Origin of the sequence: Pseudonocardia sp. NPDC049154, from assembly GCF_040648315.1 — a bacterium.
Taxonomy (GTDB): Bacteria; Actinomycetota; Actinomycetes; order Mycobacteriales; family Pseudonocardiaceae; genus Pseudonocardia.
In genome coordinates this window covers 1-21,305 of sequence record NZ_JBEZDN010000022.1, presented here as the reverse complement: position 1 = coordinate 21,305, position 21,305 = coordinate 1, and the positions used below count along the sequence as shown (strand labels likewise).

Below are 21,305 nucleotides of genomic sequence, written 5' to 3'. Positions count from 1 at the left end.
CCGTTCCACGGTCGCGCCGGTACCACTTCGCGCAGCGCGATGTGAGCTGGATGATGTGCAGATGCACAGCCCGCGTGACACGGACGCGCACGTCGCCGACGACGCCCGCTGGGCCGTCCTGGTGGGCCGGCTGCGGGCCGACTCCGGGGGACTGGTCGACGAGTTCGTGGACCGGGTCCGCCGGATCGCCCCGTACGGCCGGGGGCTCGTCCCGCCGGACCGGCTGGTCACCGACGCGGACCTGACCTTCGACCACCTGCTGCGCCGGATCGCGGGGCAGGACGTCCCGGAGCGGCTCGCGGGCATCGGCCAGGCGATCGGGCGGGACCGGGCACGGCGCGGTGTCCCGCTCAACGAGTTGCTCTCGGCCGTGCGGCTCGACTTCCGGGTGCTGTGGTCGGCCCTCCGCGACCGCGCGACGCCCGAGGAGCGCGACATCCTGGTCGCGCGGGTCGAGCAGGTGTGGGCGGTGGTCGAGGACTACACGCTGCAGATCCAGTCCAGCTACCAGGAGGAGGCCGCGCTGCTCGCGCGCGAGCGGCACGGGGAGCGGACCGCGCTGGTGGGCGAGCTGCTCGGAAGCGAGAACCCCGACCCGGACCAGGTCGAGCGGGTGGCGCTCGCGCTGGCCGTCGACGTCGACGCGGACTTCCTCGTCGCCGCGGCAGGTGCGGCGTCCGGTGCGGCCCTGCGGCGGGCCGCGGAAGGGCTGGCGGCGGGGGACCGCGTGGTGCACGTGCAGTCGACGGGGGCGCACAGCGTGCTGGTCGCGGAGTGGCAGGGCGGGACGGGGGCGCCGGTGCGGGCGGTGCTCGACGGCGTGCAGTGCGGGGTCGGGCCGCTCGCCCACGGGCTGGCCAACGTGCCGCGGTGCGCGCGGCTGGCGACCGAGATCGCGTCGGTCACCACCGGGCCCGGCCCGGTCGAGGTGTCCGCGGCCTGGCTGCCGCTCGCCGCGGGACGGCTCTCCGACACCGCCGCCGAGCTCGTCGACTCGGTGCTGTCCGGGCTGGCGGCCGCCGCGCCGGGGGAGCGGGAACGGCTGCTGGAGACGGTCCGCGCGTTCGCGGAGTCGGGCTCGGTCAAGGAGGTGGCGGAGCGGTCCTTCTGTCACCGCAACACGGTGCTGAACCGGCTGCGCCGCTTCACCGCGCTGACCGGGCGCGATCTCGCGGTGCCCGCGGACGCCGCAGTGGTGCTGCTGGCGCTGGCCGCCGCGAACCGGGGGCTTGTCGCGCTCGGGCGGATGCCCTAACGTACAACCATGTGGTTGTACGTGAGCTGAGCCCGGACGAGGTCGACCGGATCTTCCACGGCCTCGCCGACGCGACCCGGCGGGACATCGTCGAGCAGGTGCTGCGCGAGGCGCAGTCCATCTCGACGCTGGCCCGCCGGTACGAGATGAGCTTCGCCGCGGTGCAGAAGCACGTGGCGGTGCTCGAGCGGGCCGCGCTCGTCACCAAGCAGCGACGTGGACGGGAGCAGCTCGTGCACGGCAACCCGGAGGCCCTGCAGCGGGCCGCCCGCCTGCTCGAGGACTACGAGCGGATCTGGCGGCACCGCGTGCGGGCGATCGAGGACATCCTCGCCGAGGACGCCCTCACCCAGGATCCCGAGGAGAGGACCGAACCGTGACCGTGATCGACGTCCGCAAGGACCCGAAGGACCTCACGCTGACCTTCGTCGCCGAGTTCGATGCGCCCGTCGAGCGGGTGTGGGAGGTGTGGGCGGACCCGCGCCGGCTCGAACGCTGGTGGGGACCGCCGACGTGGCCGGCCACGTTCGTGGAGCACCAGTTCGTGGTCGGCGGGCGGTCGCGCTACTACATGACCGGCCCCGAGGGGGAGAAGGCCGGCGGGTGGTGGGTGATCACCGCGATCGACGCGCCGCACCGCCTCGAGTTCGACGACGGCTTCGCGGGCGACGACGGCGAGCCCAACACGGCGATGCCCACGACCCACGCGGTCGTCACGCTGGAGGCGACGGGCTCGGGCACCCGCATGACCACCGTCAGCACCTTCACCAGCCTCGAGGACCTCGAGAAGCTCACGGCGATGGGCATGGAGGAGGGCATGCGCGAGGCGATGGGCCAGATCGACGCGGTGCTGGCGGGCTGAGGGGGGCGACCGGGAGACCGCGGGGCCGCGGGTGCGAGGGGTGCCCGCGGGCCCGCGGGACGGGAGGTGCCCACTGCCGGTCGACGGACGCGGAGTGGCGCGGCTGACAGGGGTCGGACCTCGGGGAACGGCGTGCGGCTCGTTAGCCTCGTCGGGTGCCCGCCCGAACGTCGTCGCCCGCCACCGACCTGGCCACCACCGTGGTGTTCGCCGCGTTCATCGCGGTGCTCGGTCTCTTCCCGGGGGTGTACGTCGGCGCCACCGGCGTGCCGATCGTGGTGCAGAACATGGGGCCGTTCCTCGCGGGCGTCCTGGTCGGCGCCAAGCGGGCCGTGTTCGCCGTGGTGCTGTTCCTGACGCTGGTGGCGATCGGCCTGCCGCTGCTGTCCGGCGGCCGCGGCGGGCTCGCCCCGTTCGTCGGGCCGAGCGGCGGGTTCCTGCTGGGCTGGATCCTGTCGGCGCTCGTCTCGGGCCTGATGGCGCAGGCCGGTGCGCGGCGTGGCCGGCCCGGGTTTCCCGTGCTGCTGCTCGCCGCGTTCGCCGGCCTCGTCGCCGACTACGTGATCGGCGTGCCGTGGCTGGCCGTGTACACCGGCTCGTGGAGCACCGCGCTCACCGGGTCGCTGGTCTTCGTGCCCGGTGACCTCGTCAAGGTGGTGGTCGCGGCGCTGATCGCGTCCGTGGTGCACCGCGCCCTCCCCGGACGCCTGGTGGGGACCCGGACGCGGTGACCGCTCTCGCCGTCCCACCCGTCCTCGGCGGGGCCGCCGTCCCCGCCGGGCTGCTGAGGCGGGCGCACGCCGCCGCCGCGGAGCTGGCCCGGCGGGGTGTGCGGGACGGCGGCCGGGTCGCGCTGGAGGGGAACGACGACCTCCTCGCCTGGTTCCTCGGCGCGGACCTGCTCGGCGCGGCGAGCCTCGTCGTCGAGCCGCGCTGGACCGCGCGCGAACGGGCGGCCGTGCTCGACGACGCGCGCCCCGACCTCGTCGTCCGGCCCACCCCGACGGAGCCGGGCCCCGGGACCACCCCCGCGGGCGACGGCCGCACCCCCTTCTACCTGCCCACCACCTCCGGCAGCAGCGGCCGCCCCACGGTGCTGCGGCGCTCGCGGGACTCGTGGCTGCGCAGCTTCGCCGCCCTCGGCGCCGTACCCGGCCCGGTGCTGATCGCGGGCCCGCTGAGCTCGTCGCTCTTCCTCTTCGGGGCCCTGCACGCACTCTGGTGCGGGGCCGAGCTCCGGTTCGGTCGCGCCGCGGACGCCCGCGCGGCGGCGACGACCCACGTCGTCCCGGCCATGCTCGCCGATCTCGTCGCCACCCAGGAGCGCGCCCCCGCGGAGACGGCGCTGCGCACCGTCGTCTGCGGCGGGGCGCACCTCGGCGACGGCCTGCGCGCGCGGTTCCGGGAGGCCTTCCCCGAGGCCGAGCTCGTCGAGTACTACGGCTCGGCCGAGCACTCCCTCATCGCGATCCGGCGCGGCGCCGGGCTGCGGCCGGTGCCGGGCGTCGACCTGGACGTCCGGGACGGCACGCTCTGGGTCCGCTCGCCCCTCGCGGCCGACGGCACCCTGCGCGCCGGCCGCCTGGAGCCCGCCGGCGAGTGGACGACCGTCGGCGACCGGGTCGACCTCCACGACGGCCTGCTCACCGTGCACGGGCGCGGCTCCGCCGTGATCTCCAGCGGCGGCCGGCTCGTGGCCGCCGAGGAGGTGGAGACCGTGCTGCGCGAGGTCCCGGGCGTCGACGACGTCGTGGTCACCGGGACCCCGCACGCCCGACTCGGCGCGCTGGTCACCGCCGTCGTCGAGGGGGAGCCGGCGTCGGCCGACCTGCGCGCGGCGGCCCGCCACGCCCTCGAACCCGGCAAGCGGCCGCGGGTCTGGCTGCGCGCGAAGGCGTTGCCGCGCACCGCCTCCGGCAAGCCCGCCCGGGCCGTGATCGCCGACGGGCTGGCCGCGGGGACCCTCGACGCGGAGCCCCTCCGATGAGCGCACCCGTGGTCGTCGCCGCCCGCCGGACCCCGATCGGCACCGCGGGCGGTGTGCTGCGGGACCTCGCCGCGGACGAGCTCGCCGCCCCCGTGCTCCGCGCCCTGCTCACGGACGCCGGGCTCACCACCGTCGACGACGTCCTGCTCGGCAACGTCTTCGGTCCCGGCGGCAACACCGCCCGGGTGGCCGCCCTGCGCGCCGGCCTCGGCGCGGAGGTCCCCGGCCTGACCGTCGACCGGCAGTGCGCCAGCGGGCTCGCGGCGATCACGCTGGCCGCCGCCCTGATCACCGCGGGGGACGGCGAGGTGTACCTGGCGGGCGGCGTCGAGAGCGCGTCCACCGCCCCGCACCGCCTGTGGCGCACGGACCCGCCGGAGCCGTACACGCGGGCCCCGTTCGCGCCCGCCGGGTCCGGCGACCCGGAGATGGGGGAGGCCGCGGACCTGGTCGCGGCCGAGGCCGGGATCTCCCGCGAGCGGCAGGACCGCTTCGCGCTGCGCAGCCACGAGCGCGCGGTGGCCGCGCAGGCCGCGGGCCGGTTCGACGACGAGCTGGTCGAGGTCGCCGGGGTCCGGCGCGACCAGCGCCCCCGGGCCGGCTTCACCGCCGCGCGGCTGGGTCGCTTCCGGCCCGCCTTCACGCCCGACGGAACGGCGACGGCGGCCAACTCCTGCGGCGTCAGCGACGGTGCCGCAGCCGTGCTGGTGGTGTCCGAACGCGTGCGGCGCGAGCACGACCTCCCCGGCCTGCGGCTGGTGGCGAGCGCGACCTCCGGCTGCGACCCGCGGCGGCTCGGGCTGGGTGTCGTCCCGGCCCTGCGCGAGGTGCTGAAGCACGGCACGCCGCAGGTCACCGAGTTCACCGAGGCCTTCGCGGGGCAGGCGCTGGCGTGCCTCGACGCCACCGGGCTCGACGAGGAGGCGGTCAACCCGGACGGCGGCGCCATCGCCCTCGGTCACCCCTGGGGCGCCTCGGGCGCGGTCCTGGTGGTGCGTCTGTTCTCGCAGCTCGTGCGCCAGCGGCAGGGCGGGGTCGGGCTGACCGCGCTGTCCGCGGGCGGCGGGCTGGGCGTCGCGGCCCTGTGGCAGGCCGTCGGGCCGGACGGGGAGCCGGTGCCGGCAGGGGGAGCGCGGTGATCACGTTCGAGGCCGTCGGGCACCGGTACGAGGAGCGGGTGGTGCTGCAGGACGTCGACCTCGCTCTCCCGGAGCGGCGGATCGGCTTCGTCGGCGCCAACGGCTCGGGCAAGTCCACGCTGGCGCGGATGGTCAACGGGCTGGTCCTGCCGAGCGAGGGCCGGGTGCTGGTCGACGGCCTGGACCCCGCCGAGAAGGGCCCCGCGGTGCGCCGCCGGGTCGGGTTCGTGTTCACCAACCCGGACAGCCAGATCGTGATGCCGACGGCGGGCGAGGACGTCGCGTTCTCGTTGCGGCGCAGCGGCTCGTCGCGGTCCGAGCGCGCCCGCCGGGCCGCCGAGGTGCTCGCCGCGCACGGCCTCGAGGGCTACGCCGACCATCCCGCGCACCAGCTCTCCGGCGGCCAGAAGCAGCTGCTCGCGCTGTGCGGGATGCTCGCCCTCGATCCCGACGTCCTGGTCTGCGACGAGCCGACGACCCTGCTCGACCTGCGCAACACCCGCCGGTTCGCCGAGATCGTCGCCGGGCTGCGGCAGCAGGTGCTGCTGGTGACCCACGACCTCGACCTGCTGACGGACTTCGACCGGGTCGTGGTGCTCGACGAGGGCCGGGTCGTGGCCGACGACGAGCCGGAGCCCGCGGTCCGGCACTACCGGAAGCTGTGCGACACATGACCCCGCTCGGTCTGTACTCGCCCGGGGACAGCCCGCTGCACCGCGCGCCGGCCGGGGCGAAGCTGCTCGTGCTGCTGGCGCTGGTGACCGCAGTCGTGCTCGTCGGGTCGCCGGCCTGGCTCGGCGGCGCCTGCGCGCTCGTCGCCGCCGGCTACGCGGTCGCGCGGATCCCGGCCCACCGGATCCTGCCGCTGCTGCGCACCCTGCTCCTGCTCGCCGTGCTGGTCGGGGCGTTGCAGGTGTGGCTGCTCGGCTGGCGGCCCGCGCTCGTCACGGTCCTGCGGCTCTCGGCCTCCCTCGCCGCGGCGGGCCTGTTCACGCTGACCACCCGCATCGACGCCGTGGTCGCGACGGTCGAGCGCGGGCTCGGCCCGCTGCGCCGGGTCGGGATGCGGCCGGAGCGGCTCGGCCTGCTCGTCGGGCTGACCGTGCAGGCGGTCACGACCTTGTCCGGCATCGCCGGCTCGGTGCGCGAGGCCGCCCGGGCGCGCGGGGCGGAGCGGTCGCCGACGGCGTTCGCGGTGCCCTTCGTCGTGCGCACCCTCCGGCACGCCGACGAGCTGGGCGAGGCGCTGGCCGCGCGCGGGATCGGCGACGAGGAGGACGAACCCGCCGGCCACGACCGGCCCGGCACCGGGTCGGACACCGGGCCCGGACGGGGCCGGGGCGGCCGTCCGGTGCCGTAACGTCCCGGACCGCGTCACCACCACGACGATCACCACGACCGTCATGACCCAGGAGCCGCCCGTGCCCCAGCCCGTGTCCGGGCGCGATCCCGCGCCCGGTACCCCGCCCGACGCCCCGGCCTGGTTCCGGGCCGCCCTCGCCGCGCAGCCCGAGACGGGTGCGGTCGAGGTCGACGGCGCCGCGGTCGCGTTCCGGGCCTGGGGCCCGCCCGGCGAGGGCGTGCTGCTGATCCACGGCGGCGCCGCGCACGCGCGCTGGTGGGACCACCTCGGGCCGCTGCTCGTCGGGCCCGAGGGCCGGCGGGTGGTCGCGATGGACCTCTCCGGGCACGGCGACTCCGGCCGGCGCGAGCGCTACACGCTGCAGCAGTGGGCCGCGGAGGCGCTCGCGGTGGCGGCGGCCGCCGGCCTCGCCCCGCTGCCGGTGATCCTGGGCCACAGCATGGGCGGCATGGTCGCGCTGATCGCCGCGCAGGAGTTCGGCAACCGGCTGGGCGGCGCCGTCGCGATCGACACCCCGGTGCGCGAGATGCCGCCGGAGGACGAGGCCGCCCGGCAGCGCCGGGCCTTCGGGCCGCTGCGCGTCTACGCCGAGCGGGAGCGCGCGATCCGGCACTTCCGGACCGTGCCGCCGCAGGAGGGCGAGCCGTACGTGCTCGCGCACATCGCCGAGCACTCGCTGCGTGCGGTCGAGGGCGGGTGGTCGTGGAAGTTCGACCCGCGGGTGTTCCTGCGCAACGCCCTCACCCCGGAGGACCTCGACATCCCCGGCTGCCGGGTCGCGCTGTTCCGCGCCGAGCACGGGCTGATGCCGAAGCACATGGGCGAGCTGGTGAGCGACCGGCTGGGCCGCGGCGTCCCCGTCGTCGAGATCCCGGCCGCTGCGCACCACGTGATGATCGACTCGCCGATCGCGCTGGTCACCGGCCTGCGTACGCTGCTGGCCGACTGGCGGCACTCCCGAGCCGCGACCCCCGGGGAGGTTCACGCATGACGGCGACCGAGCCGCGCCGCACGCAGCCCACGCTGCGCGACCTGCTGGAGCTCGAGCGGATCGACCGCGACCTGTTCCGCGCGTGCACGGTCTTCGAGGAGGACTACGCGCTGTTCGGCGGGCAGGTCGCCGCCCAGGCGCTGCTCGCGGCCGGGCGCACGGTGCCCGACGACCGCGCGCCGCACTCGTTGCACGGCTACTACCTGCGCGGCGGGCACGCCTCCCGGCCCACGGTCTTCCAGGTGCACCGGGACCGCGACGGCCGCTCGTTCACCGCGCGCCGGGTCGTCGCGATCCAGGACGGCGAGGTGATCTTCAACATGGCGGCGTCGTTCGCGGTGCCGCAGGACGGCCCCGACACGTCCGTCGACCCGGTCCCGGAGGCCCCGGACCCCGAGACGCTGTCCGGGACGCCGGTGCCGCGCGTGTTCGGCTTCGAGGGCCGCATGGTGCGCGCGCACCCGGGCGCCCGGAGCTACCCGGTCCGCTACTGGACCCGGTGCACCGAACCGCTGCCGGAGGACCCGCTGGTGCACGCCTCGGCGCTCACCTACATCTCGGACATGTTCGGCGCCTTCCCGCCGGTCGACGGGGGAGTGCCGGGCCCGAGCCTGGACCACGCGATCTGGTTCCACCGGCCGGTGCGGGCCGACGGGTGGATGCTGATCGACCTCGTGCCGCGCAGCGCCGCGGGCGGCCGCAACTGGTACACGGGCACGCTGCACGACCGGACCGGCCGGCACGTCGCCAGCCTCACCCAGGAGTGCCTGTTCCGCGCACCCCGGTCCTGAACCGGCCCGCTCGGAAGGAGCACGACGGCGGCGGCCCACAGCCCCGGGGCCGCCGCCTGTCGGATCGTCGCCCCCACCGACCTCGTCACGGTGCCGCGCGCCCTTCCCCGGTGCGCGGTCCCGTCCGGTGCGGAGGCCCGATGCCGTGGTGCCCCCCTACTCGACCCGGTGCGACGGCCGCGCCTCCGGCGGCAGCACGCCCCAGTCGATGAGCTGGTCGGTCAGCTCGCCCGGGGTCATGTCGTAGATGATCGCCAGCGAGCGCAGGTCCTCGGCGCGGATGGAGAGGACCTTGCCGTTGTAGTCGCCGCGCTGGGACTGGATCGCGGCGGCGTAGCGGGCCAGCGGGCCCACCTTGTCCGCGGGCAGCTGCTGGAGCCGCTCGAGGTTGATGACGATCTTCGTGGCCGGCTCGGAGCCGGAGGGGACACGGCCCTCGGGCAGCAGCTCGGCCACCGGCACCCCGTAGAAGTCGGCCAGCTCGGCGAGCTTCTGGACGGTGACCGCGCGGTCGCCGCGCTCGTACGAGCCGACGACCACCGCCTTCCAGCGGCCCCCGGATTTCTGTTCGACGCCGTGCAGCGACAGCCCCTGTTGCTGCCGGATGGCCCGGAGCTTGCTCCCGAGGGCCTTGGCGTAGTCGCCCATGTGGCGATCTCCTCATTCCTGGTCTTCTCGGCCGTGGTGGGCCGAAAGTGGACCTCGTACCGCTGAGTGGTGAGCGGGTGGTGCTGAGCGCCGACGCGCTCCGGTGGTGCTCGCTGGTCTCGTCGTGGGACGAGGTCGGTGTCGCCGCCGTGGCGGCCACCCTCGCCACTGTCGATCAATACGCAGAGTAATCATGCGCCGGTGTTGCGTCGCAGGTCAAGCCGGGTGGCCCCGGACGGGTGCCAGGTGAGGCTTTCCCACCCGATCGAACGACGGTTCGTCCCCCGACGGCGGTATCAATCGGGCGGTCCGCCCGCACGGCCGCGACGCCCTGCGAGCGTTGGGACGCATGGTGAACGTGTGGGTGTGGCCCTGCGTGACGGTACGGGCCGTGACCGTCGCGGAGTGCTGACGCGCGCCGCGCACGGCGCCGGACGGGGACCGCTGCGTTGCCCGATCGTGACGCCCCCGTGACCTGCGGAGCTCGCCCTGCGGACGTGACGGACGGCGCTCCCGCCCGGGCGCACCGATCGTCTGCCGCTTGCTAACCTCGGCACCGACAGTCCTTTAACCCCGTCCCGTGAGGCGGGAAAGGAGAGCACCTCGTGGCGAACGGCCGCCGCGGGGACGTCGGGGAGGGGCAGACGCCTGCCCGCGAGCTGCTGAGCAGCGCCGACGTCGCCCGCACCATCGCGCGCATCGCGCACCAGATCATCGAGAAGACGGCGTTCGGGCCCGGCAACACCGGCGACCTCGTGCTCCTGGGCATCCCCACCCGCGGCGCCGTGCTGGCCCGCAGGCTCGCCGCCGCGATCACCGAGTTCACCGGCGTCGCCCCGGCCGTCGGCTCGATCGACGCGACCCTCTACCGGGACGACCTGCGCCGCGGCCCGGCCCGCGCGCTCGTCGACACCGCGGTGCCGGAGGGCGGGATCGACGGCAAGCTCGTCGTCCTGGTCGACGACGTCCTCATGTCCGGCCGGACCACCCGCGCCGCGCTCGACGCGCTGGGCGACGAGGGCCGCCCGCGGGCCGTGCAGCTGGCCGTCCTGGTCGACCGCGGCCACCGCGAGCTGCCGATCCGGGCGGACTACGTGGGCAAGAACGTGCCGACCTCGCGCGCGGAGAAGATCCTGGTCCAGCTCACCGAGTCCGACGACCGGGACGGCGTGCTGATCGAGCGCGGAGAGGGGAGCACCGCGTGAAGCACCTGCTCTCGATCGCGGACCTGGACGCGGCCACCGCGACCGGCCTGCTGGACACCGCGAGCAGGCTCAAGGACACGCTGCTGGGCAGGGAGGTGCGCAAGCTGCCGACGCTGCGCGGCCGCACCGTGGTCACGCTGTTCTACGAGGACTCCACCCGCACCCGGGTGTCCTTCGAGATCGCCGGCAAGTGGATGAGCGCGGACACGATCAACGTCAGCGCCAAGGGCTCGTCGGTGTCGAAGGGCGAGTCGCTGCGGGACACCTCGCTGACGATCTCGGCGATGGGCGCGGACTGCGTGATCGTCCGGCACCCGGCCTCCGGTGCGGCGCACCGGATCGCCGCGTGGGCCGACAAGGACGCCGCTACCACGGGCACCCACACCTCGATCGTCAACGCGGGCGACGGCACGCACGAGCACCCCACGCAGGCGCTGCTCGACGCGGCCACCCTGCGGGAGCGGCTGGGCTCGGTCGCGGGCCGGCGGATCGGGATCGTCGGCGACGTCCTGCACTCCCGGGTCGCCCGGTCCAACGTGCTGCTGCTCTCCACCCTGGGCGCCGAGGTCGTGCTGATCGCCCCGCCCACGCTGCTGCCCACGGGCGTCGCGGAGTGGCCCTGCCGGGTCGCGCACCACCTCGACGCCGAGCTCCCCGCGCTCGACGCGGTGATGATGCTGCGCGTGCAGGCCGAGCGGATGCACGGCGGCTTCTTCCCGAGCGCCCGCGAGTACTCGATCGCCTACGGGCTCACCGAGCGCCGGCTCGCCCTGCTGCCCGAGGGCACGCCCGTGCTGCACCCCGGCCCGATGGTGCGCGGCATGGAGATCGCGCCCGCCGTGGCCGACGCCCCCAACGCCGCGGTGCTCGCCCAGGTGCGCAACGGCGTGCACGTGCGGATGGCCGTCCTCTACCACCTGCTGGCCGGAGCTCCCGAATGACAGACCTGCTCATCACCGACGCCAAGCCCTACGGCGAGGAGGCCGTCGACCTGCTGGTCCGGGACGGCGTCGTCGCCGAGATCGGCACCGGCCTGGCCGCCGAGGGCGTCGAGACCCTCGACGCAGGCGGCCACGTCCTGCTCCCCGGCCTCGTCGACCTGCACGTGCACCTGCGCGAGCCGGGCGGCGAGGAGTCCGAGACCATCGAGACCGGCTCGCACGCCGCCGCGCTCGGCGGCTTCACGGCCGTCTTCGCCATGCCGAACACGGATCCGGTGGCGGACACCGCCGTGGTCGTGGAGCACGTGCGGCGCCGCGGCGAGGAGGTCGGCCTGGTCGACGTGCACCCGGTCGGCGCCGTGACCACCGGGCTGCGGGGCGAGAAGCTCGCCGAGCTCGGGACCATGGTGGCGTCCGCGGCGCAGGTCCGGATGTTCTCCGACGACGGCCGCTGCGTGAACGACCCGCTGATCATGCGCCGGGCCCTGGAGTACGCCGGCGCGCTCGACGTCGTGATCGCCCAGCACGCCGAGGACCACCGGCTCACCGGCGGCGCCCAGGCGCACGAGGGCGCGATCGCGTCCCGGCTGGGCCTGGCCGGCTGGCCCGCGACCGCCGAGGAGACGGTGATCGCGCGGGACGTCGCGCTGGCCCGCGAGGCGGGGGCGGCGCTGCACGTCTGCCACGTGTCCTCGCTGCACTCGATCGCGGTCCTGCGTGCGGCCAAGGCGCAGGGCGTGCGGGTGAGCGCGGAGGTCACCCCGCACCACCTGCTGCTCACCGACGGCCGGTTGACGGGCTACGACCCGGTCAACAAGGTCAACCCGCCGCTGCGCACCGGGGCGGACACCCAGGCCATGCGGGAGGCGCTGGCCGAGGGCGTGATCGACGTCGTCGCGACCGACCACGCCCCGCACGCGTCGCAGTACAAGGACACGGAATGGGCGGCCGCGAAGCCGGGCATGCTGGGGCTGCAGACCGCGCTGTCGGTCGTGATCCACACGATGGTCGAGCCGGGCCTGCTGGACTGGCACGGGGTCGCGCGGGTGATGTCGGAGCGGCCGGCCGAGATCGGGAACCTGCCGGACCAGGGCCGGCCGATCGCGGTCGGGGAGCCGGCGACGTTCGCGCTGGTCGACCCGGACGCGCAGTGGACGGTGCGCGGCGCGGCGCTGGCCAGCAGGGCGGCGAACACGCCGTACGAGGGAATGCGGCTGCCCGGAGCGGTGGTCGCGACGGTTCTGCGTGGCCGGATCACGGCCCGCGACGGGAAGGTTGTGGCATGACCAGCCCCACCATCGACGCAGTGCTCGTCCTCGAGGACGGGCGGATCTTCCGGGGCGAGGCCTTCGGTGCCGTGGGGGAGACCCTGGGCGAGGCCGTGTTCACCACCGGGATGACGGGCTACCAGGAGACCCTGACGGACCCGTCGTACCACCGCCAGATCGTGGTGCAGACCGCCCCGCAGATCGGCAACACCGGCTGGAACGGCGAGGACGACGAGTCCACCGGCATCCAGGTCGCCGGGTACGCGGTGCGCGACCCCAGCCGCCGGCCGTCGAACTGGCGGTCGACCGGCTCGCTGGAGGACGCGCTGCGGACCCAGGGCGTCGTCGGGATCGCCGGGATCGACACCCGCGCGGTCGTGCGGCACCTGCGCGAGCGCGGCGCCATGCGCGCCGGCGTCTTCTCCGGCACCTCGCTGGGCTCGGACGAGATCCTCGTCGAGCGGGTGCGGCAGAGCCCGGGCATGGAGGGCGCGGACCTCTACGGCGCCGTCACCACCACGACCCCGTACGTCCGGGAGGCGGTGGGGGACAAGAAGTTCACCGTCGCCGCGCTCGACGTGGGGATCAAGTTCAACACCCCGCGGATGATGGCCCAGCGCGGCATCGAGGTGCACGTGCTGCCGGCCGACACCACGTTCGAGCAGCTGCTCGCGATCCGGCCCGACGGCGTGTTCATCTCCAACGGCCCCGGCGACCCGGCCACGGCCGACGTCCCGGTGGCGCTGACCCGGCAGGTCCTGGAGCGGCGGATCCCGCTGTTCGGCATCTGCTTCGGCAACCAGATCCTCGGCCGGGCGCTCGGCCGCGGCACCTACAAGCTGCGCTACGGGCACCGCGGCATCAACATCCCGGTCGTGGAGCACGCCACCGGGCGCGTCGCGATCACCTCGCAGAACCACGGCTTCGCGGTCGAGGGCAGCGCGGGCGAGCGCTTCGACACCCCGTTCGGCGCCGGCGTCGTCAGCCACACCTGCCCCAACGACGGCTGCGTCGAGGGCCTCACCGGCCTGGACTTCCCGGCCTTCAGCGTGCAGTACCACCCGGAGGCCGCCGCCGGCCCGCACGACGCCGCGGACCTGTTCGACCGCTTCTGCCAGCTCATGACGGACAACCCGGTGACCCACGGGCCGGCCGGGACCGAGGAGTCCGGCGGCCGACACCGCCTGCTCGACCAGAACGGGGGAGCGGTCTGATGCCGCGCCGCGAGGACATCCGGCACGTGATGGTGATCGGCTCCGGCCCGATCGTCATCGGACAGGCCGCCGAGTTCGACTACTCCGGCACGCAGGCCTGCCGCGTGCTGCGCGCCGAGGGCCTGCGGGTCTCGCTGGTCAACTCGAACCCGGCCACGATCATGACGGACCCCGAGTTCGCCGACGCCACCTACGTGGAGCCGGTCACCCCCGAGTTCGTCGAGAAGGTCATCGCCGCCGAGCAGCCGGACGCGATCCTGGCCACCCTGGGCGGGCAGACCGCGCTCAACACCGCGATCGCCCTGCACGAGAACGGAGTGCTGGAGCGCTACGGCGTCGAGCTCATCGGGGCGGACGTCGACGCCATCCAGCGCGGCGAGGACCGGCTGAAGTTCAAGGAGATCGTGCTGAAGGTCGGCGGCGAGGTGCCGCGCTCGGCCGTCTGCCACTCCATGGACGAGGTCCGCGCCGCCGTCGACGAGCTGGGCCTCCCGGTCGTGATCCGGCCGTCGTTCACCATGGGCGGGCTCGGGTCCGGCATGGCGCACACGGACGAGGAGCTGGAGCGGCTCGCCGGGGCGGGGCTGGCCGCGTCGCCGGTCACCGAGGTGCTGATCGAGGAGTCGGTGCTCGGCTGGAAGGAGTTCGAGCTCGAGCTCATGCGCGACCACCGCGACAACGTGGTCGTCGTCTGCTCCATCGAGAACCTGGACCCGATGGGCGTGCACACCGGCGACTCGATCACGGTCGCCCCGGCCATGACGCTCACCGACCGCGAGTACCAGCACATGCGGGACGTGGGCATCGCCGTGCTGCGCGAGGTCGGCGTCGACACCGGCGGCTGCAACATCCAGTTCGCGATCCACCCGGAGACGGGCCGGCTCGTCGTGATCGAGATGAACCCGCGCGTGTCCCGGTCGTCGGCGCTGGCGTCGAAGGCCACCGGCTTCCCGATCGCGAAGATCGCGGCGAAGCTCGCCGTCGGCTACACGCTCGACGAGATCCGCAACGACATCACCGGCGAGACCCCGGCGGCCTTCGAGCCGACCCTGGACTACGTCGTGGTGAAGATCCCGCGGTTCGCCTTCGAGAAGTTCCCCGGCGCGGACCCCGAGCTCACCACCACGATGAAGAGCGTCGGCGAGGCCATGGCGCTCGGCCGGTCCTTCCCGGAGGCGTTCGGCAAGGCGCTGCGCTCGATGGAGCGGAGCGCGATCGGCTTCTGGACCACCCCGGACCCGGCCGCGCCGCCGACGGACGACGAGATCCGCACGCCCACGGACGGCCGCATCTACGCCGTCGAGCGGGCGCTGCGGGCCGGGCGGACCGTCGACGAGGTCGCGGAGATCTCGGGCATCGACCCGTGGTTCCTCGACCAGATCCAGCTGCTCGTCGAGCTGCGCGCCGAGATCGAGGCCTCGCCCGTGCTCGACGCCGCGCTGCTGCGCCGGGCCAAGCGGGCCGGCTTGTCGGACCGCCAGCTCGCGGCCATCCGCCCCGAGTTCGCGGGCGAGGACGGCGTCCGGACGCTGCGGCACCGGCTGGGCATCCGGCCCGTCTACAAGACGGTCGACACCTGCGCCGCCGAGTTCGCCGCGAAGACGCCGTACCACTACAGCGCCTACGAGACGGACCCCGCCGCGGAGTCGGAGATCGCCCCGCAGACCGAGAAGCCGAAGGTGCTCATCCTCGGCTCCGGGCCCAACCGCATCGGCCAGGGCATCGAGTTCGACTACTCCTGCGTGCACGCCGTGCAGGCGCTGCGCGAGGCCGGCTTCGAGACCGTCATGGTCAACTGCAACCCGGAGACGGTCTCCACGGACTACGACACCGCGGACCGGCTGTACTTCGAGCCGCTGACCTTCGAGGACGTCCTCGAGGTGGTGCACGCCGAGCAACAGTCCGGGCACGTCGCCGGCGTGATCGTGCAGCTCGGCGGGCAGACCCCGCTCGGCCTGGCCCAGCGGCTCACCGCGGCCGGCGTGCCGGTCGTCGGGACCTCCGCGGCCGCGATCGACCTGGCCGAGGACCGCGGGGCGTTCGGCGAGGTGCTGCGCAAGGCGGGCCTGCCCGCCCCGGCGTTCGGCACCGCGACCAGCTTCGAGCAGGCCCGGGAGATCGCCGAGCGGATCGGCTACCCGGTCCTCGTCCGGCCGTCGTACGTGCTCGGCGGGCGCGGCATGGAGATCGTCTACGACGAGTCCACGCTCGCGGGCTACATCGCCCGAGCCACCACGATCAGCCCGGACCGCCCGGTGCTCGTCGACAAGTTCCTCGACGACGCGGTGGAGATCGACGTCGACGCCCTGTGCGACGGCGAGGAGGTCTTCATCGGCGGCGTGATGGAGCACATCGAGGAGGCCGGGGTGCACTCCGGCGACTCCTCCTGCACGCTCCCGCCGATCACGCTGGGGCGCAGCGTGCTCGCGGCCGTGCGGACCTCCACCGAGGCCATCGCGCACGGCGTCGGGGTGCGCGGGCTGCTCAACGTCCAGTACGCGCTGCACGGCGAGACGCTCTACGTCCTCGAGGCCAACCCCCGGGCGTCGCGCACGGTGCCGTTCGTGTCCAAGGCGACCGCGGTCTCGCTCGCCAAGGCCGCCGCGCGGATCATGCTCGGCGCGTCGATCGCGGACCTGCGGGCCGAGGGGATGCTCCCGCAGCAGGGCGACGGCGGCGAGCTGCCGGCCGACGCGCCGGTCGCGGTCAAGGAGGCCGTGCTGCCGTTCAACCGCTTCCGCACCCCGAGCGGGCAGGGCGTCGACCCGCTGCTCGGCCCGGAGATGAAGTCGACCGGCGAGGTCATGGGCATCGACGCGTCCTTCGGGCCCGCGTTCGCCAAGTCCCAGGCCGCCGCGTACGGCTCGCTGCCGAGCGAGGGCAAGGTCTTCGTGTCGATGGCGGACCGGGACAAGCGCGCCATGGTGTTCCCGGTGCGCCGGCTCGCCGACCTGGGCTTCGAGGTCCTCGCCACCGAGGGCACCGCCGAGGTCCTGCGCCGGCACGGCATCACGACCACCGTCGTGCGCAAGCACTCGCAGAAGGACGAGGGCGAGACGATCGTCGACCAGATCCTGGCCGGCGACGTCGCGCTGATCGTCAACACGCCGTACGGCAACTCGGGCCCGCGCGTCGACGGCTACGAGATCCGCGCGGCGGCGGTCTCCCGGGGCGTCCCGTGCATCACCACGGTGCAGGGCGCCTCGGCGGCCGTGCAGGGCATCGAGGCGAAGCTGCGCGGCTCGATCGGCGTGCGGTCGCTGCAGGACGCGCACGCGGCGCTGAAGAAGTCCCGCCCGTGAGCGGGTTCGGGGGGCGGCTCGTCGCGGCGGTCGACCGCTTCGGGCCGCTCTGCGCCGGCATCGACCCGCACCCCGGGCTGATCGCGGAGTGGGGCCTCACGGACGACGCGGACGGGCTCGCCCGGTTCTGCGCGGCGGCCGTGGAGGCCCTGGCCGGGCACGTCGCCGTGGTGAAGCCGCAGGCGGCGTTCTTCGAGCGGCACGGGTCGCGCGGGATCGCCGTCCTGGAGCGGACCCTCGCCGACCTCGCCGGCACCGGCACGCTCTCGCTGCTGGACGTGAAGCGCGGCGACATCGGCTCGACCATGGACGGGTACGCCGACGCCTACCTCGGCGTCGGCGCGGCCGTCGGGGCCGACGCGATCACGGTCTCGCCGTACCTCGGGTTCGGGTCCCTCGAACCGGCCTTCCGAGCCGCCGAGGAGGCCGATCGGGGCGTGTTCGTGCTGGCCCGCACCTCGAACCCGGAGGGCGGGTCGGTGCAGCTGGCGAGCGCCGACGGGCGCACCGTCGCCCAGGCGATGGTCGACGGCGCGGCGGGCCGCAACACCGGTGTCGCGCCGCTGGGCGGGGTCGGCGTGGTCGTGGGTGGCGCCCACGACCACGGGCTGCGGCTCGGCGCCCTCAACGGCGCCGTGCTGGCGCCCGGGCTCGGGGCCCAGGGGGCGACCCCGCGGGACGTCGCCGAGCGGTTCGCGGGCCTCTCGGGGCTTGTCCTGCCCGCGGCCTCGCGCTCGATCCTGAAGGCCGGGCCGGGGGTGGCGGGCCTGCGGTCCGCCGCCGAGGCGCAGCGGGACGAGCTGGCCGCGGCGCTCACCGCCCTCCGCTGACCACGCCCCCGCGAACGGGGGCGGCGGGCGGCTGATACCCCGGGCGCGCGGATTCACCCGTTCGGAGGGGATGGTGGCACCATGGTGCCGGGCCCCGCGGCCCGGCACGCTGGGCTGACCGCGCGGTCGGGACCGGTGCCGCGCGGGTCGGGGAGCGCGGAGGTGTGTGCAGTGGCCGGAACGGTGGACGAGGTGGTGGACGTCCTCATCGTGGACGACCAGCGCCCGTTCCGGACGGTGGCACGCACCGTCGTCGGGATGGTCGGCGGCTGGCGCGTCGCCGCCGAGGCCGAGACGGGCGAGCAGGCCCTCGTCGAGGCCGAACGGGTACATCCCGCGGTCGTCCTGATGGACATCAACCTGCCCGGGATCAGCGGGATCGAGGCCACCCGGCGGATCCTGGCGGGCGATCCGGCCGCCGTCGTGGTGCTCCTGTCGACCTACGCGCTCGACGATCTCCCCGGTGACGCCGCGCACTGCGGAGCCGTGGCGTACATCAACAAGGAAGACCTCACACCGGCACGCCTGCGCGCCCTGCGGTCGGTGGAGCAGGCGGGCTGAGCGCAGGAGCGCCCCCGCACGCACGATTCGTGACGCACACCACCGGTGACGCGACGGTCCCGAGCGCCGAACGGGCGCGTCGCCGTAGCCGCCGCGCGGTCGCTCGTGGTATCACCCGGACGGGTGTGGGCGACCAGGCCTGTGGCATCAAACCTACAGGTGGCACCCCCGTTGGCATCACGAACGGGTGCGTGGGTACGTTCGCTCCCGGCCCCCGGCACAACCCACCGGGGACGGCGGCCGCCGCCACCCGACGACCGCCCTCGCGCACGACCGAAAGACGGAGGAGACCGTGGCCCTTCCCCAGCTGACCGAGGAACAGCGTGCCGCCGCGTTGGAGAAGGCCGCGGCCGCCCGCCGGGCCCGGGCAGAGCTGAAGGACCGGCTCAAGCGCGGCGGGATCACCCTCGCCGAGGTGCTGAAGCAGTCCGACACCGACGAGGTGCTCGGCAAGATGAAGGTGTCGGCCCTGCTCGAGGCCCTGCCCAGCGTCGGCAAGGTCCGTGCGGCGCAGATCATGGAGCGCCTCGAGATCGCCCCGAGCCGCCGCCTGCGCGGCCTCGGCGAGCGGCAGCGCAAGGCGCTGCTGGCCGAGTTCCCTTCCTGAGCGGGGGCGGCGTGCCGGCAGGACCGCCGCCCCGCCGGGGCCGGCTGATGGTGCTCGCGGGGCCCTCCGGGGTCGGTAAGAGCAGCATCGTCGACCGGCTCCGCTCGGAGCTCCCCGACCTCCACTTCAGCGTCTCCGCGACCACGCGGGCGCCGCGGGAGGGGGAGGTCGAGGGGATCCACTACCACTTCGTGGACCGCGCGGAGTTCGACCGGCTGATCGCCGACGGCGAGCTGCTGGAGTGGGCCGAGGTGCACGGCGGCCTGCAGCGCTCCGGCACCCCGCGCGAGCCCGTCGAGCGCGAGCTCGCGGCCGGCCACCCGGTACTCGTCGAGGTGGACCTGCAGGGGGCGCGCTCGGTCAAGCAGGTGATGCCCGAGTCGGTCACCGTGTTCGTCGAGCCGCCCTCGTTCGAGGAGCTGGCCCGCCGGCTCACCGACCGGGGCACCGAGACCCCGGAGGTCCGGGAGCGCCGGCTGCGCACCGCGGTCGAGGAGATGGCGGCGCGTGACGAGTTCGACGTCGTCGTGGTCAACGACGAGGTGCAGGCCGTCGTCGACCGGTTGGTAGAGTTGCTGGTCGCACCTGCGGAACTCCCGCATTCGTCCGTCTCTGGAGTATCTGAGTGAGCATGCCGCTGACCGGCGCGGTCGCCGGTTCCATCCCCGAGGGCATCACCAACCCCCCCATCGACGACCTGCTCGACAAGGTCAGCTCCAAGTACGCCCTGGTGATCTACGCGGCCAAGCGTGCCCGGCAGATCAACGACTACTACTCCCAGCTCGGCGAGGGCCTGCTGGAGTACGTCGGCCCGCTGGTCGAGCCGGGCCCCCGCGAGAAGCCGCTGTCGATCGCCATGCGCGAGATCCAGAGCGGCCTGCTCGAGCACACCGAGGGCGAGTGAGCCCGGCCGACGGCGCGCGAACGGCCCGTCCCGGGGCGTGACGACGGCATGACCGCACCGAAGGTCCTGCTCGGCGTGGCGGGCGGCATCGCCGCCTACAAGAGCGCCGAGCTGCTCCGCCGGCTCACCGAGACCGGCCACTCCGTGCGGGTCGTCCCCACGGACTCGGCGCTGAACTTCGTCGGCGCCGCCACGTTCGAGGCGCTGTCCGGGCAGCCGGTGCACACCGGCGTCTTCTCGGACGTGCCGTCGGTCCAGCATGTGCGGCTGGGCCAGGAGGCCGATCTCGTCGTCGTCGCCCCCGCCACCGCGGACCTGCTGGCCCGCGCGGTGCAGGGGCGAGCGGACGACCTCCTCACCGGCTCCCTGCTCGTCGCCCGGTGCCCGGTGCTGTTCGTGCCGGCGATGCACACCGAGATGTGGGAGCACCCCGCCACCCGCACCAACGTCGCGACGCTGCGCGAGCGGGGTTCGGTCGTCATGGAGCCCGCGTCCGGCCGGCTCACCGGCAAGGACACCGGCCCCGGCCGGCTGCCCGACCCCGCCGAGATCGCCGAGCTCGCCCGGCTGCTGCTGGAGCGGGCCGACGCGCTGCCGCGGGACCTCGCGGGCCGGCGCGTGGTCGTCTCGGCCGGCGGGACCCGCGAGCCGCTCGACCCCGTCCGCTACCTCGGCAACCGGTCGTCCGGCCGGCAGGGGTACGCCCTGGCCAAGGTCGCGGCCCAGCGCGGCGCGCACGTCACTCTCGTCGCGGGGCACACCGCCGAGCTGGCCGACCCGGCGGCCGTCGAGGTCGTGAAGGTCGGGTCCGCGCTGGAGATGCGCGAGGCGATGCACGCGGCCGCCAAGGGTGCCGACGCCGTGGTGATGTCCGCCGCGGTCGCCGACTTCCGGCCCGCCGCGCTCGTCGCGCACAAGATCAAGAAGGACGGGTCCGAGCCCGAGCCGCTGCACCTGGCGCTCAACCCGGACATCCTCGCCGAGCTCGTCGCCGCCCGGGAACCGGGCCAGGTCGTGGTCGGGTTCGCCGCCGAGACCGGGGACGACACCGCGGACGTGCTGGAGTACGGCCGCCGCAAGCTCGCGAAGAAGGGCTGCGACCTGCTGCTGGTCAACTGGGTCGGCGAGGGCGGCGCCTTCGAGAACACCGAGAACCAGGGCTGGCTGCTCGGCGCCGACGGCGGCGAGACGCAGATCCCGAACGGGTCGAAGGCCCTGCTCGCCTCGCGCCTGTGGGACGCGGTGGCGGCCCGGCTCGCCTGACCCCGGGGCTCCGCGAGCCGGACACCCGAGAACGCACGAGGGGCGGTCCCGCCGGGACCGCCCCTCGTCTCGTGTGCGTGACGCCGGCCGTCAGCCGCCGAGCAGGCCGGGCACGCCGCCGCTGCGGGCCGGGGCCGGCTCCGCGGGGGCGTCCTCGCCGGCGTCGGTGCCGTC

22 protein-coding genes are annotated in these 21,305 nt (G+C 74.7%); 21 read left to right on the top strand and 1 reads right to left on the bottom strand.

The genetic code is table 11. The features are described 5' to 3' along the window. Nucleotides 1-61: 61 nt before the first annotated feature. From AB0B41_RS14080 to AB0B41_RS14035, 10 genes are all read left to right on the top strand, one after another. Nucleotides 62-1,255 carry a helix-turn-helix domain-containing protein gene (locus AB0B41_RS14080; protein ID WP_358202765.1) on the top strand — a complete coding sequence of 398 codons (1,194 nt, stop codon included), beginning with the start codon at nucleotides 62-64 and terminating at the stop codon, nucleotides 1,253-1,255. A gap of 11 nt (nucleotides 1,256-1,266) precedes the next feature. After that, complete coding sequence (locus tag AB0B41_RS14075) at nucleotides 1,267-1,635, top strand: helix-turn-helix domain-containing protein (RefSeq protein WP_358202762.1); 369 nt, start codon at nucleotides 1,267-1,269, stop codon at nucleotides 1,633-1,635. Continuing rightward, nucleotides 1,632-2,117, top strand: a complete 486-nt coding sequence (locus tag AB0B41_RS14070) for an SRPBCC domain-containing protein (RefSeq protein WP_358202760.1) — start codon at nucleotides 1,632-1,634, stop codon at nucleotides 2,115-2,117. The genes AB0B41_RS14075 and AB0B41_RS14070 overlap by 4 nt, the downstream gene beginning before the upstream one ends. 155 nt (nucleotides 2,118-2,272) lie before the next feature. Next, the gene (locus tag AB0B41_RS14065) at nucleotides 2,273-2,848 is read left to right on the top strand and encodes a biotin transporter BioY (RefSeq protein WP_358202758.1); all 576 of its coding nucleotides are present in this window, start codon (nucleotides 2,273-2,275) and stop codon (nucleotides 2,846-2,848) included. After that, a complete protein-coding gene (locus AB0B41_RS14060; protein WP_358202756.1) occupies nucleotides 2,845-4,104 on the top strand; it encodes an AMP-binding protein in 1,260 nt (419 codons plus the stop codon). Before AB0B41_RS14065 ends, AB0B41_RS14060 begins: the two co-directional genes overlap by 4 nt. Further along, nucleotides 4,101-5,243 (top strand): thiolase family protein, encoded by a 1,143-nt coding sequence (locus AB0B41_RS14055; protein WP_358202754.1) that lies wholly within the window; start codon nucleotides 4,101-4,103, stop codon nucleotides 5,241-5,243. Before AB0B41_RS14060 ends, AB0B41_RS14055 begins: the two co-directional genes overlap by 4 nt. Beyond that, the gene (locus AB0B41_RS14050) at nucleotides 5,240-5,917 is read left to right on the top strand and encodes an ABC transporter ATP-binding protein (RefSeq protein ID WP_358202752.1); all 678 of its coding nucleotides are present in this window, start codon (nucleotides 5,240-5,242) and stop codon (nucleotides 5,915-5,917) included. The genes AB0B41_RS14055 and AB0B41_RS14050 overlap by 4 nt, the downstream gene beginning before the upstream one ends. Then, a complete protein-coding gene (locus AB0B41_RS14045; protein ID WP_358202750.1) occupies nucleotides 5,914-6,603 on the top strand; it encodes an energy-coupling factor transporter transmembrane protein EcfT in 690 nt (229 codons plus the stop codon). The genes AB0B41_RS14050 and AB0B41_RS14045 overlap by 4 nt, the downstream gene beginning before the upstream one ends. Nucleotides 6,604-6,664: 61 nt before the next feature. Further along, nucleotides 6,665-7,597: an alpha/beta hydrolase gene (locus AB0B41_RS14040; RefSeq protein ID WP_358202747.1), complete on the top strand. Its 933-nt coding sequence runs from the start codon at nucleotides 6,665-6,667 to the stop codon at nucleotides 7,595-7,597. After that, nucleotides 7,594-8,388, top strand: a complete 795-nt coding sequence (locus tag AB0B41_RS14035; RefSeq protein WP_358202746.1) for an acyl-CoA thioesterase domain-containing protein — start codon at nucleotides 7,594-7,596, stop codon at nucleotides 8,386-8,388. Before AB0B41_RS14040 ends, AB0B41_RS14035 begins: the two co-directional genes overlap by 4 nt. Nucleotides 8,389-8,544: 156 nt before the next feature. Here the strand turns inward: AB0B41_RS14035 and AB0B41_RS14030 are convergent, their stop codons facing one another. Next, nucleotides 8,545-9,036, bottom strand: coding sequence for a transcriptional regulator (locus AB0B41_RS14030; RefSeq protein WP_037038677.1), 492 nt, complete (start codon nucleotides 9,034-9,036; stop codon nucleotides 8,545-8,547). Between the two features lie 605 nt (nucleotides 9,037-9,641). Here AB0B41_RS14030 and pyrR point away from each other — a divergent pair. The 11 genes from pyrR (at nucleotide 9,642) to coaBC (ending at nucleotide 21,131) form a co-directional block, all read left to right on the top strand. Then, complete coding sequence (pyrR, locus tag AB0B41_RS14025) at nucleotides 9,642-10,241, top strand: bifunctional pyr operon transcriptional regulator/uracil phosphoribosyltransferase PyrR (protein WP_358202744.1); 600 nt, start codon at nucleotides 9,642-9,644, stop codon at nucleotides 10,239-10,241. Beyond that, on the top strand, nucleotides 10,238-11,182 hold the full coding sequence (locus AB0B41_RS14020; RefSeq protein ID WP_358202741.1) for an aspartate carbamoyltransferase catalytic subunit: 945 nt from the start codon (nucleotides 10,238-10,240) through the stop codon (nucleotides 11,180-11,182). Before pyrR ends, AB0B41_RS14020 begins: the two co-directional genes overlap by 4 nt. Continuing rightward, the gene (locus tag AB0B41_RS14015) at nucleotides 11,179-12,468 is read left to right on the top strand and encodes a dihydroorotase (protein WP_358202739.1); all 1,290 of its coding nucleotides are present in this window, start codon (nucleotides 11,179-11,181) and stop codon (nucleotides 12,466-12,468) included. Before AB0B41_RS14020 ends, AB0B41_RS14015 begins: the two co-directional genes overlap by 4 nt. Beyond that, entirely contained in the window at nucleotides 12,465-13,664 is a 1,200-nt protein-coding gene (gene carA, locus AB0B41_RS14010; protein WP_358202737.1) for a glutamine-hydrolyzing carbamoyl-phosphate synthase small subunit, read from the top strand. Before AB0B41_RS14015 ends, carA begins: the two co-directional genes overlap by 4 nt. Next, nucleotides 13,664-16,966: a carbamoyl-phosphate synthase large subunit gene (gene carB / locus AB0B41_RS14005; RefSeq protein ID WP_358202735.1), complete on the top strand. Its 3,303-nt coding sequence runs from the start codon at nucleotides 13,664-13,666 to the stop codon at nucleotides 16,964-16,966. The genes carA and carB overlap by 1 nt, the downstream gene beginning before the upstream one ends. Further along, nucleotides 16,963-17,796 carry an orotidine-5'-phosphate decarboxylase gene (gene pyrF / locus AB0B41_RS14000; RefSeq protein ID WP_358202733.1) on the top strand — a complete coding sequence of 278 codons (834 nt, stop codon included), beginning with the start codon at nucleotides 16,963-16,965 and terminating at the stop codon, nucleotides 17,794-17,796. The genes carB and pyrF overlap by 4 nt, the downstream gene beginning before the upstream one ends. Nucleotides 17,797-17,967: 171 nt before the next feature. Then, the gene (locus AB0B41_RS13995; protein WP_358202731.1) at nucleotides 17,968-18,357 is read left to right on the top strand and encodes a response regulator transcription factor; all 390 of its coding nucleotides are present in this window, start codon (nucleotides 17,968-17,970) and stop codon (nucleotides 18,355-18,357) included. A gap of 292 nt (nucleotides 18,358-18,649) precedes the next feature. Further along, on the top strand, nucleotides 18,650-18,964 hold the full coding sequence (gene mihF / locus AB0B41_RS13990; protein WP_037038688.1) for an integration host factor, actinobacterial type: 315 nt from the start codon (nucleotides 18,650-18,652) through the stop codon (nucleotides 18,962-18,964). Nucleotides 18,965-19,011: 47 nt separating this feature from the next. After that, the gene (gene gmk, locus AB0B41_RS13985) at nucleotides 19,012-19,593 is read left to right on the top strand and encodes a guanylate kinase (protein WP_358202884.1); all 582 of its coding nucleotides are present in this window, start codon (nucleotides 19,012-19,014) and stop codon (nucleotides 19,591-19,593) included. A 2-nt stretch (nucleotides 19,594-19,595) separates the two neighbouring features. After that, a complete protein-coding gene (gene rpoZ / locus AB0B41_RS13980) occupies nucleotides 19,596-19,868 on the top strand; it encodes a DNA-directed RNA polymerase subunit omega (protein WP_232869548.1) in 273 nt (90 codons plus the stop codon). Between the two features lie 48 nt (nucleotides 19,869-19,916). Continuing rightward, nucleotides 19,917-21,131: a bifunctional phosphopantothenoylcysteine decarboxylase/phosphopantothenate--cysteine ligase CoaBC gene (gene coaBC, locus AB0B41_RS13975; protein WP_358202728.1), complete on the top strand. Its 1,215-nt coding sequence runs from the start codon at nucleotides 19,917-19,919 to the stop codon at nucleotides 21,129-21,131. Nucleotides 21,132-21,305 lie beyond the last annotated feature (174 nt).

What these genes read in the sequence shown, in the direction of transcription:
- rpoZ (WP_232869548.1), top strand. Translation starts at nt 19,596, where the DNA reads ATGCCGCTGACCGGCGCGGTCGCCGGTTCCATCCCCGAGGGCATCACC.
- coaBC (WP_358202728.1), top strand. Translation starts at nt 19,917, where the DNA reads ATGACCGCACCGAAGGTCCTGCTCGGCGTGGCGGGCGGCATCGCCGCC.
- AB0B41_RS14015 (WP_358202739.1), top strand. Translation starts at nt 11,179, where the DNA reads ATGACAGACCTGCTCATCACCGACGCCAAGCCCTACGGCGAGGAGGCC.
- AB0B41_RS14080 (WP_358202765.1), top strand. Translation starts at nt 62, where the DNA reads ATGCACAGCCCGCGTGACACGGACGCGCACGTCGCCGACGACGCCCGC.
- gmk (WP_358202884.1), top strand. Translation starts at nt 19,012, where the DNA reads ATGGTGCTCGCGGGGCCCTCCGGGGTCGGTAAGAGCAGCATCGTCGAC.
- AB0B41_RS14045 (WP_358202750.1), top strand. Translation starts at nt 5,914, where the DNA reads ATGACCCCGCTCGGTCTGTACTCGCCCGGGGACAGCCCGCTGCACCGC.
- carA (WP_358202737.1), top strand. Translation starts at nt 12,465, where the DNA reads ATGACCAGCCCCACCATCGACGCAGTGCTCGTCCTCGAGGACGGGCGG.
- AB0B41_RS14035 (WP_358202746.1), top strand. Translation starts at nt 7,594, where the DNA reads ATGACGGCGACCGAGCCGCGCCGCACGCAGCCCACGCTGCGCGACCTG.
- AB0B41_RS14030 (WP_037038677.1), bottom strand. Translation starts at nt 9,036, where the DNA reads ATGGGCGACTACGCCAAGGCCCTCGGGAGCAAGCTCCGGGCCATCCGG.
- carB (WP_358202735.1), top strand. Translation starts at nt 13,664, where the DNA reads ATGCCGCGCCGCGAGGACATCCGGCACGTGATGGTGATCGGCTCCGGC.
- AB0B41_RS14055 (WP_358202754.1), top strand. Translation starts at nt 4,101, where the DNA reads ATGAGCGCACCCGTGGTCGTCGCCGCCCGCCGGACCCCGATCGGCACC.